General features: G+C 71.3%; 10 protein-coding genes. 5 read left to right on the top strand and 5 right to left on the bottom strand.

Going from position 1 to position 15,975, the window contains the following annotated elements; genetic code table 11:
- Positions 1-5 precede the first annotated feature (5 nt).
- Complete coding sequence (locus AB0C46_RS17780; RefSeq protein ID WP_362828717.1) at positions 6-1,715, bottom strand: hypothetical protein; 1,710 nt, start codon at positions 1,713-1,715, stop codon at positions 6-8.
- A gap of 234 nt (positions 1,716-1,949) precedes the next feature.
- Complete coding sequence (gene aspS / locus AB0C46_RS17775; RefSeq protein ID WP_362828716.1) at positions 1,950-3,713, bottom strand: aspartate--tRNA ligase; 1,764 nt, start codon at positions 3,711-3,713, stop codon at positions 1,950-1,952.
- A 279-nt stretch (positions 3,714-3,992) separates the two neighbouring features.
- On the opposite strand from aspS, the gene AB0C46_RS17770 reads away from it, so the two are divergent.
- Complete coding sequence (locus AB0C46_RS17770) at positions 3,993-6,164, top strand: SpoIIE family protein phosphatase (RefSeq protein WP_362828715.1); 2,172 nt, start codon at positions 3,993-3,995, stop codon at positions 6,162-6,164.
- Here AB0C46_RS17770 and AB0C46_RS17765 read toward each other — a convergent pair.
- The 3 genes from AB0C46_RS17765 to AB0C46_RS17755 form a co-directional block, all read right to left on the bottom strand.
- Positions 6,104-7,240, bottom strand: coding sequence for an AI-2E family transporter (locus tag AB0C46_RS17765; protein ID WP_362828714.1), 1,137 nt, complete (start codon positions 7,238-7,240; stop codon positions 6,104-6,106). The genes AB0C46_RS17770 and AB0C46_RS17765 overlap by 61 nt on opposite strands.
- A 98-nt stretch (positions 7,241-7,338) precedes the next feature.
- On the bottom strand, positions 7,339-8,292 hold the full coding sequence (locus tag AB0C46_RS17760) for a pirin family protein (protein ID WP_362828713.1): 954 nt from the start codon (positions 8,290-8,292) through the stop codon (positions 7,339-7,341).
- 211 nt (positions 8,293-8,503) lie between these two features.
- Entirely contained in the window at positions 8,504-8,977 is a 474-nt protein-coding gene (locus tag AB0C46_RS17755; RefSeq protein ID WP_189096659.1) for an SseB family protein, read from the bottom strand.
- 162 nt (positions 8,978-9,139) lie between these two features.
- On the opposite strand from AB0C46_RS17755, the gene AB0C46_RS17750 reads away from it, so the two are divergent.
- From AB0C46_RS17750 to AB0C46_RS17735, 4 genes are all read left to right on the top strand, one after another.
- Positions 9,140-10,966: an acyl-CoA dehydrogenase gene (locus tag AB0C46_RS17750; protein ID WP_362828712.1), complete on the top strand. Its 1,827-nt coding sequence runs from the start codon at positions 9,140-9,142 to the stop codon at positions 10,964-10,966.
- 306 nt (positions 10,967-11,272) lie between these two features.
- Positions 11,273-12,568, top strand: a complete 1,296-nt coding sequence (locus AB0C46_RS17745; RefSeq protein WP_362828711.1) for a M18 family aminopeptidase — start codon at positions 11,273-11,275, stop codon at positions 12,566-12,568.
- Between the two features lies 1 nt (position 12,569).
- Positions 12,570-14,630: a BTAD domain-containing putative transcriptional regulator gene (locus tag AB0C46_RS17740; RefSeq protein ID WP_362828710.1), complete on the top strand. Its 2,061-nt coding sequence runs from the start codon at positions 12,570-12,572 to the stop codon at positions 14,628-14,630.
- A 156-nt stretch (positions 14,631-14,786) separates the two neighbouring features.
- Positions 14,787-15,608 carry a DUF4232 domain-containing protein gene (locus AB0C46_RS17735; protein ID WP_362828709.1) on the top strand — a complete coding sequence of 274 codons (822 nt, stop codon included), beginning with the start codon at positions 14,787-14,789 and terminating at the stop codon, positions 15,606-15,608.
- The last annotated feature ends 367 nt before the right edge of the window (positions 15,609-15,975 follow it).

Raw genomic sequence — 15,975 nt, 5'->3', positions numbered from 1 at the left:
CGGGCTCAGGGCCGGGCCGGCGGGGACACAAAGGCGTGCAGGGATTTCAGGCCCGGCATCGGCGGCAGCGGGACCTGCCGCCAGCCACGGGCGTAGTCCGGCGGCTTACGGCCGATGACCAGGACGGCGGCGGGCCGGGACGCGGCCAGCCGGGCCAGGCCCGCGGGGGTGATACCGGCGTCGTGGCCCTGGGGCTGACGGGACGCACAGCCCGCCTGGTACGCCACCCGTACCGCCTCCTCACCGCTCACCACACAGGGCGGCCGCAGACCGGCCTCGCGCAGCGTTTCGGTGATCCGGCCGATACCGGTCTGGGCGCGGGCGGTGCCCCGCTCCATCTTGTGCAGGATCGCCAGCTGGATGGCCTCATGGCTCACCAGCGCGACGACGAGGGCGGCCACCGCCCAGGCGTGCCGGCGGCGCGGCAGCCGGGTCAGCCAGTACAGGAACCACGCGGCGGGCATCAGCAGCAGGGCGTACGCGGGCAGCAGGAAGCGCGGGGCCGCGTAATCCACCGTCAGCAGGTAGGGGGCGGCGAGGCAGAGACCGACCAGGGCAGGGACGACGAGCGGAGCCGGTCCGTTGCGGTGCAGCGGACCGACCGGGTCGCGCAGCCGCACCGCAGGCCACACCGGACCGTGGCGGTGCGGCTCGCCGACGGGCTCCCGGCTGCCCGGCCGGACGGGCGCCAGCCCGAGCGGCTGCGGGCCACCGCCCCGCTCCGCGGACGCCCACGCCGGGCCGTACCGGTGCAGCGCGCCACCGGACTCCCGGGCGCGCAGCGCCACCCACACCGCCCCGACGACCGCCAGCGGCAGCAGGAACCACCACACCGCCGTCACCGGGTGGTCCCAGGCCAGCTGGCAGGGGCGGCAGAGCGTCTTGCCCTGCAGGGAGCGGGCATGGTCGTCGAAGGACAGATGCCAGCCGAGGCCGCCCTGGATACGCGCCGCCTCCCGCAGCCGGGCCACCAGCCCGCCGTAGGACAGATACGCCTCCACGACCCACTCGGCGCACCCCAGGGCCAGCCCGGCCGGCAGCGCCAGCAGCACGGCGGGGCGCCGCCACGACGGTACGCACAGCGCCGCGGCGAAGAGCGGCACGGCCAGCCAGACGCCGTCGGTGGGACGCATCAGCGCGGCCACCGCCAGTGCGGCGGCGAGACCGACCGCCGCCCCCCGGCCGGCGCGGGGGGCCAGCTGCCGGGACGGCTGCCGTACGGCACGCAGAAAGCAGCCGGTGGCGGCGAGCGCGGCGTAGGCGACCCACAGGTTGGGCATTGCCTGCGGGCCGTAGAAGAGCGTGATCCACAGCCCGGCGAACAGTGCGCCGCCCAGGGCCGGTACGGGGGCGGGCAGCAGACGCCGCCAGATGCACAGGCTGAGCAGGAGCCCGGCACCGGAGAGCACCGCCAGGTAGCAGTGCAGCGCGGTGGCCGAGGTCGTCAGCGCGGCGGCCGGGGCGAGGAGGAAGCTGACACCGCGGGCGCGCGGGGCGCTGAAGAACGCGGCCGGCGTATGGCGGTCGACCTGGCTGACGTACACCGTCTCGTCCCAGCCCAGACCGGGGGTGGTCAGGGCGGAGTGGACCAGAAGGGCGGTGAAGGCGGCGGCCACGGCGGTGAGCCACCACAGGTCATGGGCCGCGACGGAACGCGTCGCGCGGGCCCTCGGCCCCGGGCCGGGCGGAGCGGAGAGGAGGCTGGCTTGCTGCATGGGCACCACAGTGCGGGCGCTGCGGGGGCACGGCCACATGAGTGGAGCGGTCGGGGCACCCGGGCCGGCGCGCGGCGTCCGTTCCGGGCCGGCGCGCGGCGTCCGTTCCGGCCGGGGACCGCCCGGCCGCCGCCGCCCGTCCGACAGCACAGGGGCCTCGAACGGGCCGGGGCGGCGCTTCACGTGAAACGCCGCCCCTCAGCCTGTCCGAGGCCCCTTGCCCGTCAGCGGCGCCTACTTCGCCTGCGGCTTGCGCAGGGAGAGGTGCAGCTCCTTGAGGCGTGCCTCCTCGACCTCGCTCGGGGCGCCCATCAGCAGGTCCTGGGCGTTGCCGTTGAGCGGGAAGGCGATGGTCTCGCGGATGTTGGGCTCGTCGGCCAGCAGCATGACGATGCGGTCGACGCCGGGGGCGATACCGCCGTGCGGCGGGGCGCCGAACTTGAAGGCGCGGAGCATGCCGCCGAACTCCGCCTCGACCGTCTCCTTGTCGTAGCCGGCGATCGCGAAGGCCTTGTACATGACCTCGGGCTCGTGGTTACGGATGGCGCCGGAGGACAGCTCGGTGCCGTTGCAGACGATGTCGTACTGCCAGGCCAGGATGTCCAGCGGGTCCTTGGTCTCCAGCGCCTCCAGCCCGCCCTGCGGCATGGAGAACGGGTTGTGCGAGAACTCGATCTTGCCGGTGTCCTCGTCCTTCTCGAACATCGGGAAGTCGACGATCCAGCAGAAGCGGAACTCGTCCTCGACGAAGTGGCCGGCGCGCTTGGCGACCTCGACGCGGACCGCGCCCATGATCTTGGAGACCTCGTCGAACTCACCGGCGCCGAAGAAGACGGCGTGGCCGGGCTTGAGGTCCAGGGCAACGACCAGCGCCTTGATGTCGTCCTCGGTGAGGAACTTGGCGATCGGGCCGGTCAGCGCGTTGTCCGCGCCGACACGGACCCAGGCCAGGCCCTTGGCGCCCTGCTGGACGGCGAAGTCGCCCAGCTGGTCGAAGAACTTGCGCGGCTGGTCGGCGGTGTCCGGCACGGCCAGGGCGCGGACGTGCTTGTCGGCGAAGGCCTTGAAGCCGGAGCCCGCGAAGACGTCGGAGACATCCACCAGCTCCAGCTCGGCGCGCAGGTCCGGCTTGTCGGAGCCGTACTTGAGCATCGCCTCGCGGAACGGGATCCGCGGGAACGGGGAGGTGACCGTACGGCCGTTGCCGAACTCGGTGAACAGTTCGGTCATCAGCTTCTCGACGGGCTGGAAGACGTCTTCCTGCTCGACGAAGCTCATCTCGACGTCGAGCTGGTAGAACTCGCCCGGCGAACGGTCCGCCCGGGCGTCCTCGTCGCGGAAGCAGGGCGCGATCTGGAAGTAGCGGTCGAACCCGGCGATCATCAGCAGCTGCTTGAACTGCTGCGGGGCCTGCGGCAGCGCGTAGAACTTGCCGGCGTGCAGACGGGAGGGGACCAGGAAGTCGCGGGCGCCCTCGGGGGAGGTCGCGGACAGGATCGGGGTCGCCATCTCGTTGAAGCCGAGGGCCACCATCTTGTGGCGGATGGCGGAGATGACCGCGGTGCGCAGCATGATGTTGCGGTGCATCCGCTCGCGGCGCAGGTCGAGGAAGCGGAATTCGAGCCGCTTCTCCTCGTTGACGCCGTCGTCCGCGTTGATCGTGAAGGGGATCTGGTCGGCGGCGCCGAGCACCTCGACCTCGGAGACCTCGATCTCGATCTCACCGGTCGGCAGGTCGGGGTTGACGTTGTCGGTACCGCGCGCGCTGACCTTGCCGTCGATGCGGACGACGGTCTCCTTGGTCAGCGAGCCGAGGGCCTCGTTGGCCGGGGTGCCGGGGCGGGCGACGAGCTGGACGAGACCGTAGTGGTCGCGCAGGTCGATGAAGAGGATGCCACCCAGGTCACGTCGATTGTGCAGCCAGCCGCTGAGACGGACGTCGGTGTCGACGTCCGTGGCTCGGAGCTCGCCGCAGTTATGGGACCGGTACCGATGCATCGCTCATCCAAGTCGTCGCGAGTGTCGAGGTGAGGAGTTGTCGGGAGAGGGAGAGGAAAAGGAATACGGGCTCATACGCCCGGTCGCTCTCCCCGTGGATCACCCGAAAGGCCACCCCAGGATTGACATAACCGCTCCAGGTTACCGTCCCGGCCCGCACGCCTTCATTGACATATACACATCAGCGCCGTCCCGCGCCGGACCGGGGCGCCCCGACTGGGACGAGGGTCACGTCCGGCTCACTGGTCGGGCCTCGCCAAAGCCACATAAAGTGAGGCAATGCGCACCGAGGATCTCCTGGCCGCCATCGCGACCGGCCTGTGGCGCTGGGACAACGCATCGGGACGGGTGACCCTCGACGCCGAAGCGGCCCGGCTGCTCGGGCTGCCCGCCGAGCCGGTGGAGCTGACCGAGGCGGCGGTGCGCTCCCGTTTTCATCCCGTCGACTTCGCCGAGATCAACGGGGTCGTGCAGCTCGCGGTCGCCGAGACGACGCTCGCCGAGGCCCGGCTGCGCATCGTGGACGAGCACGGGCGGGTGCAGCGCATCGTGCGCTCCCGCTCCCGCCCACGGGTCGTCGACGGCGGCTTCGAACTGGTCGGCACCCTCCAGGAGGTGCCCGGACCACAGCCCGGGACCTCTGCCGCGCACACGCCGATAACCGGCGACTGGCGCCGCTCCCGCGAGGCGTTTCTGCTGGACGCGGGCCGGGCGCTGGCCGAGGCACGGTCCACCGCCGAGGTGCTGCGGGTCGCGGCCGGACTGTCCATGCCGGGGTTCATGCCTGACGGGCTGGCGGTCTTCGGCATCGAGGGCGACCGGCTGTCGGTCATCGGCCACCACGGCCACCATTCCGATGATGAGCGGCCGTTCGCCGGCATGGCGCAGGCGACCGACCATCCGGCCGCCGAGGTCGTCCGCACCGGCCGGGCCCGCTACCTGCCCACACCGGAGGAGTACCGCCGCCGCTACCCCGACACCTGGCCGCTGGCCGACGGCTTCCGCCGGACGTCCTGGGCGTTCCTGCCGCTGGTGAACGCGGGCCGGACGATCGGCGCCTGGATGGCGGCGTTCGCCCAGCCGGTGGCGTTCACACCCGATGAGCGCTCGGTGCTGACCACCGTCGCCCGGATGCTGGCCCAGGCGCTGGCCAGGGCCGGTATGCAGGAGGAACAGCAGGAGCTGGCGCTGGGTCTGCAGCGCAGCATGATGCCGACGGTGCAGCCGGACATCCCCGGGATGACGGTCGCCGCCCGCTACGTCCCGACCGGCGGCGGACTGGAGGTCGGCGGCGACTGGTACGACATGATCCCGCTTCCGTCCGGCCGGATCGCGCTGGTCATCGGGGACGTCCAGGGACACGACGTACGGGCCGCGGGCCTGATGGGACAGCTGCGGATCGCGCTGCGCGCCTATGCGTCCGAGGGCCATCACCCCGATGCGGTGCTCTCGCGTGCCTCCCGCTTTCTGGCCGGGATCAATGAAACCGAGCTCCGCGGCCACGGCGAGGACCAGCGCTTTGCGACCTGCCTCTACATCGAGGTGGATCCGGCGACGGGGCTGCTGGACATCGCGCGGGCCGGCCACCCCGATCCGGCGATCCGGATGAGCGACGGCACGATGCTGGTCCGGCCCACCGCGGGCGGGCTGCCGCTGGGCATCGTCCCGGACACCGACTACCCCACCACCCGGCTCGTCCTGGAACCCGGCGAGACCATGATGGTGTGCACCGACGGGCTGATCGAGACCGGCGGCCACGATCTGGAGACCGGCTGGGCGCGACTGCGCGACATCCTGGAGGGATGTGAGGTCGGCGAGGACGACGAGGACGGCGAGGACGGCGAGAGCCTGGAGCGGCTCGCCGACGCGCTGGTCCAGGCCGTGCACGGGCCGCCGTCGCACCACACCACCGGGCCGCTGGTGGACCGCCGCGAGGACGACATCGCCGTACTGCTGCTGCGCCGCGAGGGCGCCGGCTGCGCGGTCGGCACCGGCGGTCTGCTGCCCCCGCAGCCCGTCCGGCGCACCGTGCTCTCCGTCGCGCAGGCCGAGCCGGAGCGGATAGCCGAGGCACGCCGGCAGGTCCGGGATGTGCTGCACGACTGGGCCGACCCGGACCAAGTGGACTCGGCGGTGCTGATGGTCTCCGAGATGGTCACCAATGTCCTGCTGCACACCGACGGGGACGCACTGCTGGTCGCCGAGATCACCGGTGAGCGCGGCGCCCGGCGTATCCGCGTCGATGTCGCCGACAGCAGCGATGAGCTGCCGCACCGCCGCTCCCCCGGCGAACTGGCGTCGTCGGGCCGCGGTCTGATGCTGCTGGAGCTGATGGCCGGGGCATGGGGCGTGGATCCGCGCGGGGACGGCAAGTCGACATGGTTCGAGCTCTACGAGGAGGCGGGGGAGGCGGCGGGCCCGCTGTCGTCGGAGTCCGAGCCCGCGGCGTAGTACTCCCGCAGCTCGTGGAGCACGCCGGTAACGGCGGCGGTCAGCGGTACGGACAGCAGCATGCCGAGGATGCCGGCGACGCTGGCGCCCGCAGTGATCGCCAGCAGCACCGTCGCCGGATGCATCTGGACCGTACGGCTCTGGATCATCGGCTGCAGTACATGCCCCTCCAGTACCTGCACGGCCAGGACGACGCCGAGCGCCCACAGCGCGATCACAAAGCCGCGGTCGGCCAGCGCCACCAGGATCGCCACCGCGCCGGAGATGAAGGCACCGAGGTAGGGGATATAGGCGCCGACGAAGACCAGCGCGCCCAGCCCGACGGCGCCCGGCACCCGGAGGATCAGCAGTCCGACGGTGATGCAGATGGCGTCGATCAGGGCGATGAAGGTGGTGCCGCGCATAAAGCCCTCGATGGACTGGAAGCCGCGGCGGGCCATCCGCTCCAGCTGCGGTGCGGAGCTGCCGGGCGCCCAGTCGTTCAGCGTGCGTACGGCCTTGCCGGAGTCGCGCAGGAAGAAGAAGGTCAGCAGCAGGGCAAGGACCGAGGCAGCCAGGACCTGACCGACGATGCTGACACCGGCCAGCAGCCCGGAGGCCGCGGTGCCGCCGAACTTGGTGACCAGGTCCTTGGACCTGGAGGCGAGATCGTCGAGCGAGGTACCGGCCGCACCGAAGTGCTGGGAGAGATCCTTGGCGGCTTGCCGGAGCGAGGAGATGATCTGGTCACCGGTGTCGACCAGCGCGTTGACGACGATGTATCCGGCGCCGCCGACCACCACCACGAGGACCGCACAGGTCAGTCCGGCCGCCAGTGAACGGTTGAGCTTCATCGCCACCAGCCGCCGGTAGAGCGGTCCGAGCAGCCCGCTGCCGAGCAGTGCCAGCAGTACCGGCGTGACCGCGGCGCTCAGTTCGATGCACAGCCACACCACGAGGGCCGCCACGGCCGTGAGCAGCAGCCCCACCAGACACCAGGCCGCGGCACGGCGGGCCGGGAGCGGCAGCAACGGCGGTGCGGGCAGTGGCCGTTCAGGCTCGGCGCCGCGCCCATTTCCATCGGAGTCGTTTCGCACCCGGACAGTCCACCATGGCCAAAGGCCCGGGCGCGGACCCCGAAACGGGTCAAGGGCGGTGTTTCACGTGAAACACCGCCCCTGCTGCCGTCGCGGCGTCAGCGCTCGTCGGCGGGGATCTTCCCGAGCCGGCCGGCCTGGAAGTCCTCGAAGGCCTGGGCCAGTTCGGCGTGGGTGTTCATCACGAACGGGCCGTAATGCATCATCGGCTCGCGAATCGGCAGCCCGCCCAGCAGCACCACCTCGAAGTTCGGGCTCCGCGACTCCTGGGACTCGTCCGCCCGGATCGTGATCGAGTCTCCGGTGCCGAACACGACCGCCTGCCCCATACGGAACGGGCGCCCCTCCGCACCGGCCGCCCCACGTCCGGCCAGGGCATAGGCGAGGGCGTTGAAATCCTTGCGCCAGGGCAGGGTCAGCTCGGCGCCCGGGTTCACCGTCACATGCATCATCGTGATCGGCGTGTGGGTGATGCCCGGCCCCTGATGGCCGTCGAGGTCACCGGCGATCAGCCGCAGCAGCGCGCCACCGTCGCCCGAGGTCAGCAGCTTGACCTGGCCGCCACCGATGTCCTGGTAGCGAGGGGCCATCATCTTGTCGCTCTTCGGCAGGTTCACCCACAGCTGGAGGCCGTGGAAGAGGCCACCGGACATGACGAGCGACTCCGGCGGCGCCTCGATGTGCAGCAGCCCCGAACCGGCCGTCATCCACTGGGTGTCACCGTCGTTGATGACGCCACCGCCGCCGTGCGAGTCACGGTGCACAAAGGTGCCGTCGATCAGATACGTCACGGTCTCGAAGCCGCGGTGCGGGTGCCAGGGCGTGCCCTTGGGCTCTCCCGGCGCGTACTCCACCTCGCCCATCTGGTCCATCATGATGAACGGGTCGAGGTGCTTGTAGTCGATCCCGGCGAACGCACGGCGCACCGGGAAGCCCTCGCCCTCGAATCCGCTCGGAGCGGTGGCAACGGCCAGCACGGGACGGGTGTGCGCCGCGACGGGCGCCGCCACACGCGGCAGGGTCAGCGGATTCTCTACGGTCACAGCGGGCATGGCGGCCTCCTCGGTCGTTCGACCAACTTAGTTGAATGGTGAACGACTCGCAAGGCCGCCGGTATTCCCACCCGCATATCCCCAGGTCGAAGGGGTGACCCGGAGCCCATAAGGGCGCGCACCCCGACAGACTTCGGGCCGGCCCCCTCCAGGGGACCGGCCCGCGCATCAGCCGCGACAGCAGCCATCGGCCCGCCGCACACCAGGGCGGCTAGCCATACATCCGCCGCATCGCGAAGTCGACCATCTGCTCCACGGCCTTCGCATCGAAGACCATCCGGTGGTCACCCTCCATGTCGAGGACGAACCCGTAGCCGGTCGGCAGCAGGTCGAGCACCTCGGCGCCGGTGATCACGAAGTACTTGGACTCCTTGCCCGCATACCGCCGCAGCTCCTTGAGCGAGGTGAACATCGGGATCACCGGCTGCTGCGTGTTGTGCAGCGCCAGGAAGCCGGGGTTGTCACCGCGCGGGCAGTAGATCTTGGACGTGGAGAAGATGCCCTGGAAGTCCTCGGCCGACATCGAGCCGGTGGTGAAGGCACGCACCGCGTCGGCGAGGGAAGGCGGGGACGGCTCGGGATACAGCGGCTGCTCGCCGTAACCCCCGGGGGCCGGTTGCTGCGGGGGCGGCGGCGCTCCGTACTGCTGCTGCCCGGCACCCGCGTTCTGGTCGTAGCCGTACATGGCCACAGCGTACTGAGTCCGCGATTCGCCGGGGGACGCTCGTCACAGATGGGCGGTAGGGGTTGATTCTTATTACCGGTGGGTAGCATCATCGTAGGCACTTGCTACTTGCTGGTATTGCGTTTGAGGTCCTCCCTCCCGAACCCTTACGGAGCCGTATCCATGGGGCACTACAAGTCGAATCTCCGCGACATCGAGTTCAACCTCTTCGAGGTGCTCGGCCGTGACAGCGTGTACGGCACCGGACCGTTCGCGGAGATGGATGTCGACACCGCCAAGAGCGTGCTGTCCGAGATCGCCCGGCTGTCCGAGAACGAGCTGGCGGAGTCCTTCGCCGACACCGACCGGAACCCGCCGGTCTTCGACCCGGACACCAACACCGCGCCGGTTCCGGACACGTTCAAGAAGAGCTACCAGGCCTTCATGGACGCCGAGTGGTGGCGCCTGGGCATCCCGGAGGAGCTCGGCGGCACCACCGCACCCCGCTCCCTCCTCTGGGGCTTCGCCGAGACGATCCTGGGCGCCAACCCGGCCGTGTGGATGTACGCCTCCGGCCCCGCCTTCGCCGGCGTCCTCCACGAGGAGGGCACCGAGGAGCAGCACCGCATAGCCCAGCTGATGGTGGACAAGCAGTGGGGCTCCACGATGGTGCTCACCGAGCCGGACGCCGGTTCGGATGTCGGCGCCGGCCGCACCAAGGCCGTGCAGCAGGCGGACGGCACCTGGCACATCGAGGGCGTCAAGCGCTTCATCACCTCCGGTGAGCACGACATGTCCGAGAACATCGTGCACTTCGTCCTCGCCCGCCCCGAGGGTGCCGGTCCGGGCACCAAGGGCCTGTCGCTCTTCATCGTGCCGAAGTACGACTTCGACTGGGAGACCGGCGAGCTGGGCGAGCGCAACGGCGCCTACGCCACCAACGTCGAGCACAAGATGGGCCTGAAGGCCTCCAACACCTGCGAGATGACCTTCGGCGCCAACCACCCGGCCAAGGGCTGGCTGCTCGGCGAGAAGCACGACGGCATCCGCCAGATGTTCAAGATCATCGAGTTCGCCCGGATGATGGTCGGCACGAAGGCCATCGCCACCCTCTCCACCGGCTACCTCAACGCGCTGGAGTACGCCAAGGAGCGCGTGCAGGGCCCGGACCTCGCGGCCTTCACCGACAAGACCGCCCCGCGCGTCACCATCACCCACCACCCCGACGTGCGCCGCTCGCTGATGACGCAGAAGGCGTACGCCGAGGGCATGCGCTCCCTGGTGCTCTACACGGCCACGGTCCAGGACGAGATCCTCGTCAAGGAGGCCGCGGGCGAGGACGCGAGCGCCGCGATCCGCCTCAACGACCTGCTGCTGCCGATCGTGAAGGGCTACGGCTCGGAGAAGTCCTACGAGCAGCTGGCGCAGTCGCTGCAGACCTTCGGCGGCTCCGGGTACCTGCAGGAGTACCCGATCGAGCAGTACATCCGGGACGCCAAGATCGACACCCTCTACGAGGGCACCACCGCGATCCAGGGCCAGGACTTCTTCTTCCGGAAGATCGTCCGCGACCAGGGCCAGGCGCTCACCGCACTCTCCGACGAGATCAAGAAGTTCCTCGCCGACAGCGTCGGCGGCGAGGAGCTGGAGCAGGCCCGCGGCGAGCTGGCCAAGGCGGCCGCCGACCTGGAGGCGATCGTCGGCGCCATGCTGACCGACCTCGCGGCGACCGAGAAGGACGTCAAGTCCATCTACAAGGTCGGTCTGAACACCACCCGCGTGCTGATGGCCTCCGGCGATGTCGTGATCGGCTACCTCCTGCTCAAGGGTGCGGCCGTGGCCGCCGAGAAGCTGGCCGGCGCCTCGGCGAAGGACAAGCCCTTCTACACCGGCAAGATCGCCGCGGCGAAGTTCTTCGCGCACAACGTCCTGCCGGGTGTCGGCGTCCAGCGGGGCCTGGCCGAGTCCGTCGACCAGTCGCTGATGGAGCTCGACGAGGCCGCTTTCTGAGAGCACATTCCGCGGCCCGGCTGCGGCGTTTCTCTTAGAGATCTCTCAGATTGACCGTCCAGACTGACGGGGCCCGTCTCTCTTCCCCCGGAGAGACGGGCTCCGTCATGTCCGGTGGAGGTATGACGGATGGCAGGACATCGCAGCGGGCATGCCCCTCGTATGCCGGTACCTCGACCGGAAAACCCGGAATCCACCGCTCCGCAACGATTACCGGTCCGGCGCACCGCAATCCTGGCCGGAAGGGTGTGCAGTCGCGACGCATGCGCACGAGGAATGCGGGGTCCGGCTCCTTATGCTGAATCCATGACCAACTCCGCCCGCTTCGATCGCGGCCACACCGACGACCTGATGTCCTATCTCGCCGCCAGTCCGTCGCCCTACCACGCGGTGGCAAATGCGGCGGAGCGGCTGGAGAAGGCCGGTTTCCGGCAGGTCGCCGAGGTCGACGCATGGGACGGCGAGAGCGGCGGGAAGTATGTCCTGCGCGGCGGCGCGATAGTCGCCTGGTACGTGCCCGAGGGCGCGAACGCGGCCACTCCGTACCGAATTGTCGGGGCTCACACCGACTCTCCCAATCTGCGGGTCAAGCCGATTCCGGACACCGGCGCCCGCGGCTGGCGGCAGATCGCCGTCGAGATCTACGGCGGCACCCTGCTCAACACCTGGCTCGACCGCGATCTGGGGCTGAGCGGCCGGGTGACGCTGGGGGACGGCAGCCACCGGCTCGTCCATGTCGACCGGGCGCTGCTGCGGGTGCCACAACTGGCCGTGCACCTCGACCGCTCGGTGAACTCCGACGGTCTGAAGCTGGACAAGCAGCGCCATATGACGCCGATCTGGGGCCTGGGCGAGGTGGCCGAGGGCGATCTGATCTCCTTCGTCGCCGAGGAGACCGGTATCCCGGCCGGCGACATCAAGGGCTGGGACCTGATGGTGCACAGCATCGAACCACCCGCCTATCTGGGCCGCGACCGCGAGCTGGTCGCCGGTCCACGGATGGACAACCTGCTCTCCGTCCACGCCGGCACAGCCGCGCTCACCGCCGCGGCGGCCACCGGCACCGCCCTGACCAGCATTCCGGTGCTGGCCGCCTTCGACCACGAGGAGAATGGCAGCCAGTCCGACACCGGTGCGGACGGCCCGCTGCTCGGCACGGCACTGGAGCGCTCGGTCTTCGCCCGCGGCGGCTCGTACGAGGACCGGGCACGGGCCTTCGCCGGCACCCTCTGTCTGTCGTCGGACACCGGGCACGCCGTACACCCCAACTACAGCGACCGGCATGAGCCGGGCCACCACCCGATGCCCAACGGAGGACCGATCCTCAAGGTCAACGTCAATCAGCGCTATGCCACGGACGGCAGCGGACGGGCCGTCTTCGCGGCGGCCTGCGAGCGGGCCGGGGTGCCGTGGCAGAGCTTTGTGTCCAACAACTCGATGCCGTGCGGGACCACCATCGGGCCGATCACCGCGGCCCGGCACGGCATCTCGACGGTCGACATCGGCGTGGCCATCCTGTCCATGCACTCGGCGCGCGAGCTGTGCGGCGCCGAGGACCCGTATCTGCTGGCGAATGCCCTGACGGCCTTCCTGGAGGGCTGAGTTGGAATTCTCACTGCTCGGCCCGATCGCCGTCACGACGGGCTCCACCGAGCTGTCGCTCGGGCCCGCCAAACGGCGCAGTGTGCTGGCACTGCTGTTGCTGCAGCCCAACACCACCGTCCCATTGGAGCAGTTGATCGACTCCCTGTGGGAGGACGAACCACCCGAACACGCCCGCACGGTCGTCCAGGGGCATGTCTCGCGGCTGCGTGCCACGCTCGCCGAGGGCGGTGCGGAGGCGTACGGCATCGAGCTGACCACGCACGGCTCCGCCTATCTCCTGCGGCTGCCGGAGGAACTGATCGACGCTCACCGGTTCGGTGAGCTGGTGACGTTGGCGCGCCCCGAGGCAGCGCCGGCCGACGCCGTACCCCTGCTGCGCGAGGCGCTCGGCCTGTGGCGCGGGCCCGCGCTGACCGGCACGGTCACCAGCCCGCCGTTCGCGGCCGCCGCCCATGCGCTGGAGGAGCGGCGGCTGACGGCCGTGGAGGCGCTGGGGCGGGCGCACGGCGCGCTCGGCGAGCATGAACAGGCCGCGGCCATCCTCTACTCCGCGGCGGTCAACCACCCGCTGCGGGAAGGCCTGATCGCCGGGCTGATGCGGGCGCTGTTCCGTACGGGGCGGCAGTCCGATGCGCTGGAGTGGTTCCACCGCACCCGCCGGCTGCTCAACGAGGAGCTGGGCGTCGATCCCGGCGAGCGGCTGCGCGGCGCCTACGAGGAGATTCTGCGGGCGGAGGCGGCCGGCGGAGCACGGGCGAAGCCGACGGGTGAGGCCCGTGCGGCGGGCGCCGCTTCCGGTGGGTCCGCCGGAGCCACGGCTTCCGGCGGAAGTCGTACGGGCGGTGGGCCGCGGCCCGTTGAAGGTGCGGCCCAGGTGCCCGTACCGGGCGGCACCGGCGCGGAGAACACCCGCGGCGGCGAGGCCGCGCCAGGGGCCGGCGGGACACGGACGGGGGCGGCGGACGGCGCCCGTCCCGGGTCCGGCTCGGGGCGGGCCGGTGCGGCACCGCGGCTGCTGCCCCGGCCGCCGGCCCGCTTCCTGGGGCGGGAGGACCAGCTCACCGCGCTGACGGCCGTGTTGACGGACCGTGCGACCGGGGAGAGCCCGCTCGCGGTGGTGGCGGGACCGGCCGGTGTCGGCAAGACCGCCTGTGCCGTGCAGTGGGCGCATCAGCACGCCGGGGCCTTCCCCGACGGCCAGCTCTTCGCCGATCTGCGCGGCTTCGGCGAGGGCGACGAGGCACCGCCGGCCGAGATCCTGCGCGACTTCCTGCTGGCGCTCGGCACTCCGCCGGAGCGGGTGCCCGGTTCGGCTCAGGCCGCGTCCGCGCTGTTCAGGTCGCTGGTCGCGGAGCGCCGGCTGCTGGTCGTCCTCGACAATGCGCGCAGCTCGGCGCAGGTACGGCCGCTGCTGCCCGGCGGCCGGCACTGCGCCACGGTGGTCACCAGCCGCAGCCGCCTCGACGGGCTGGTCGCCACCGACTGCGCCCGGCCGGTCGGCCTCCAGACGCTCGGCCATGAGGAAGGCGCCGCACTGCTCGGCGCCATGCTCGGCCCGGAGCGGGTCGCGGAGGACCCGGCGGCCGCACGCGAGCTGGTCGATCTGTGTGACGGTCTGCCGCTGGCGCTGCGGGCCGCGGCGGCCCAGCTGACCGCCCGGCCGCGCTGGCGGCTGGCCCGGCTGGCCGCGGCGCTGCGCGACGAACGGCGGCGGCTGGCGCTGCTGTCCGCGGAGGACACCGGGATCGCGGCGGCCCTGCGGATGTCCGTCGCCCGGCTGTCGGCCGACGACGCACAGTTGCTCAGCGCGCTGGCGACCAGCGCGGACGGGCACCTCAATGCGTCGCTGGCGGCGGCGCTCGCCGGATACGACCCGGAGCGCACCCAGGACGGTCTGGACCGGCTCGCGGAGATGCACCTGGTGGACGAAGAGGCCACCGATGTCTACACGATCAGCACGCTGACGCAGCTGTTCGCGCGGGATGAGCGCGGGGAGAGCGGTGAAGGGGGCAAGAGCGGTACGGGTGACGGGAGCAAGGGGAGTGACGGGCGCGGCTGAGCCCGTTGCTGCCCCCGTGCGGGGACGTTAGGCGCACGTTAGTGGCACGCCAGCGGCGAGCGGCAGTCTTGTGGTCAGCACCGCAGGACAGGCCACAGGCCAGACCGCAGGACGTACCGCCGGCGCGGTGCGGGCCACCGACCGGGGGAGACCGGAATGCCGCGCAGCCACCACCACTCCGCAGCCGTCATCGAGACCGGCGCCCGGACCGCCACCGGCGCCGCTCATCCGTCCCGTGTGGTCCACCGCCGTACGCTGCGGATCGCCGCGGCCGGGCTGACCGCGGTCGCCGCGCTCACCCTCACCGCCTGCGGCGGTCAGGACAATCCGCTCCAGACCGGCGCCGCCAAGCCGTTCAACCCGGCGCCCCAGGTCTCCAAGGACCTGACGGCGAAGGCTGACGGCGGCCCCCAGGGCGGTACACGGACCGAACGCGGCCGGACGGAGCAGGCCGCCGCCGGACACGGCGGCCCCGGCACGGTTGCCGGACGGAGCGGCGCCGTGGCGGGCACGAGCAGTGCGGGCAAGAGCGGCAGCGCCGCCGGCCCCCGGCGCACCGCCTGCGACGCCGCGAAGATCCGGATCGTCGCCAAGCCGCTGCAGCGGCCGGTCAACCATCTGCTGCTGGAAGCCACCAACACCTCCGGCGCCACCTGCGACCTCCACCTCTCCCCCTATCTGCGGTTCGGCGACGCGCAGTCCCCCCTCGCCGAGCTGCCGGACAGCCGGCCGCAGTCCGTGGTCACCCTCGCCCCCGGCGAGTCCGGCTACGCCGGCGTGCTGACCTCGTCCGCCGACGGTTCCGGCCGGAACGGCCACACCACGACCGCACTGTCCGTCAGCCTCCCCGGCCGCGACGGCAAGGGCAGCGTCGGCGGCTCGACGACGGTGGCGCTCCCCGGAGGCTCGGTGTACGTCGACGACAGCGCATGGGTGACGTACTGGCAGTCGGACGCGAGTGCCGCGACGGCGTGGTGAATCGGCCGGTGGTCCGTCATCCGCGGTCCCGAACCGTGGTCCCCGGTGAGCCGATCCCGGCAGGCCGTCAGGTGTCTGACGCCGGCTGAAGAGACCGACGGCACAGCCCCCTTGAACCAGGGCGCCCGCATCCCCCAGCGGGCGCCCTTTCCTCTGCCCGCTGTCCCGTCATGTCTCACACCGCGGCCCGTCCCGTCCCGGGCTCCCTGCGATGTTGCAGGTCACCGCCGTGCGCACGGCCGGGACATCCCAGGGGACAAGGAACCTCCGGGCGGCCCCGGTGCCCCGCTCCACGATGGTCTCCGTCGCCGTGAGCAGCCCGAACGGCGGCTCACCGATCGGTCAACCGGCCGTGTACGGAGGGGAA

Source organism: Streptomyces sp. NPDC048637 (assembly GCF_040650675.1).
Classification (GTDB): domain Bacteria; phylum Actinomycetota; class Actinomycetes; order Streptomycetales; family Streptomycetaceae; genus Streptomyces.
This window is presented reverse-complemented; position numbering and strand designations above follow the sequence as displayed.

Coding starts and splice junctions, on each gene's coding strand:
- aspS (WP_362828716.1), bottom strand. CDS start 3,713: ATGCATCGGTACCGGTCCCATAACTGCGGCGAGCTCCGAGCCACGGAC.
- AB0C46_RS17750 (WP_362828712.1), top strand. CDS start 9,140: ATGGGGCACTACAAGTCGAATCTCCGCGACATCGAGTTCAACCTCTTC.
- AB0C46_RS17755 (WP_189096659.1), bottom strand. CDS start 8,977: ATGTACGGCTACGACCAGAACGCGGGTGCCGGGCAGCAGCAGTACGGA.
- AB0C46_RS17770 (WP_362828715.1), top strand. CDS start 3,993: ATGCGCACCGAGGATCTCCTGGCCGCCATCGCGACCGGCCTGTGGCGC.
- AB0C46_RS17780 (WP_362828717.1), bottom strand. CDS start 1,715: ATGCAGCAAGCCAGCCTCCTCTCCGCTCCGCCCGGCCCGGGGCCGAGG.
- AB0C46_RS17760 (WP_362828713.1), bottom strand. CDS start 8,292: ATGCCCGCTGTGACCGTAGAGAATCCGCTGACCCTGCCGCGTGTGGCG.
- AB0C46_RS17735 (WP_362828709.1), top strand. CDS start 14,787: ATGCCGCGCAGCCACCACCACTCCGCAGCCGTCATCGAGACCGGCGCC.
- AB0C46_RS17745 (WP_362828711.1), top strand. CDS start 11,273: ATGACCAACTCCGCCCGCTTCGATCGCGGCCACACCGACGACCTGATG.